At 71.7% G+C, this 1,253-nt stretch carries 1 protein-coding gene; it reads left to right on the plus strand.

What is annotated here, in order from left to right; all coding sequences use genetic code 11:
* Window positions 1-404 precede the first annotated feature (404 nt).
* Window positions 405-1,253, plus strand: an 849-nt coding sequence (locus ACFW2E_RS46585) for an ALF repeat-containing protein (protein WP_384478164.1), incomplete at its 3' end; no start/stop codon positions are given.

Here is a 1,253-nt window from a genome sequence, read left to right on the forward strand (position 1 = left end):
GGGACGTGTTGTTTAAGAGACCGGGGGGCGAGGTCGGGCAGCACCGCGGCGAGTTTGGCGGTAATGGTTCAGCGGCTCCCTGCGGGCCGGAACGCGGGGGGCCCCGCCCCCCCCGGGCGCCCCCCCCCCTCGGCCACCGCGCACACCACCGCGCCAGGCCGGCGACTCCTGACCGGGGTCGCGAGCCGACATCCGGCCAGAGCCGCGGTCAACCTCTCACAGCGGTCACGGCCGCCCTCTGAGCACGATCAGGGCCGCTCCCTGAGCGCAATCAACGCCGACCCCCTACGGGAGTCGCGGCCCGTCCCCTGACCAAGGTCGCGGCCCGGCCGCCGGTGCGCCCCCTGAGCCCTTTCACCACACGAATAGAGTCCGCAGTGACACATCCACGACGCCTCGGGCGCGTGGCGGCAGGCACACGGCACGCGATCCGCGCGCTGTGTCTGGGCCTGCTGCCCAGCGCGCTCTTACTGGGTCTTCTGGGCACCGCCCCGGCACCCGCCCACGCCGATCCCGCGCCGACGGACACCATCGGCATCAGCACCACCCTCCCCGACACCGACCGCGCCAAGGTCGTACGACTGTGGGAAGCCGGCGGCCCCGGCGTGAAAGCCGCCGCCGAGGTCGCCCTCGTCGGCGGTGACGACGACGTCAGGAAGTTCCTCGACCAGGCCTCCGACCTCCAGTTCCAGGACAACCGCGTCGCGGCCGCCCAGGTCGCCGGACTCGGTGGCCTCAACCTCCAGGAAGCCGCCCGCAAGGCCCTCGACAGCAGTTCCCCCGACGACCTGAAGACGTTTCTGCAGGACGGCTGGCAAGCACCGCTGGAGCAGGACCAGCGGGTCCGCGTCGCGCAGATCATCGACGCCGGCGGGCCCGAGGTCCAGAAGGCGGGCCGAGTCGCGCTGGACGGCACCCCCGACGACATCCGGAACTTCCTCGCCAACGGGCAGTTCGACACCCGGGCGCAGGACGAGCGGGTCGAGGTCGCGCAGATCATCTCCGTGGGCGGCACCAACGTACAGACCGCCGGCCGGCTGGCCCTCAACGGCACCGCCGACGACATCTACGAGTTCCTCCAGATCGGGCAGTATGTGGCCCGCTCCCACGACCAGGAACACGCCACCATCGCGCAGTTGGCGGAACAGGCGCAGCGGGCGGGCAAGTTGGCCCGCAAGCAGACCGAGGCCGCCAAGGAGGCCTCGAAGCGAGCGGTGACCGCTGCAACACGTGCAAAGGCCGCCGCTCTGAAG

This window comes from Streptomyces sp. NPDC058964 (genome assembly GCF_042741275.1).
Classification (GTDB): Bacteria; Actinomycetota; Actinomycetes; order Streptomycetales; family Streptomycetaceae; genus Streptomyces.